Origin of the sequence: Halorubrum sp. SP9, assembly GCF_005435015.1 — an archaeon.
GTDB classification, from domain to species: domain Archaea; phylum Halobacteriota; class Halobacteria; order Halobacteriales; family Haloferacaceae; genus Halorubrum; species Halorubrum sodomense.
On sequence record NZ_SGXU01000548.1, the window covers coordinates 1 to 325 of the forward strand.

General features: G+C 71.7%; 1 pseudogene. It reads left to right on the top strand.

From position 1 onward, the window contains the following. A pseudogene (locus EXE45_RS18545) lies at nucleotides 1–325 on the top strand (hypothetical protein); the annotation flags it as partial.

Genomic DNA, 325 nt, shown 5'->3' on the forward strand with positions numbered 1-325 from the left:
GTACGAGGACGCCGAGGTAGCGGGCGGCGAGTATCGCCGCGACGAGCTCGAAGCGTTCCTGCGCGAGGGCGCGTGGGAGGAGGCGTTCGGGGAGTGGGCCGCCGGCAGCGACATGGACGAAGACGACTGGCGGATCGCCGTCGACCTCGGGTTAGTCTCCCGGTTCGACTTCTTCTGGGACGACTTCGCCGACCGCGTCGGCTACCACGCGCCGGGCCTTCCCGAGGACTGGAAGGAGCGCGACCTCCATCCCGACCTCGACTCGTGGGGCACCGTCTCCGGACCGCCGGCTGCGCCGCCGACGAGGCCGCCGAGTGGATCGCGC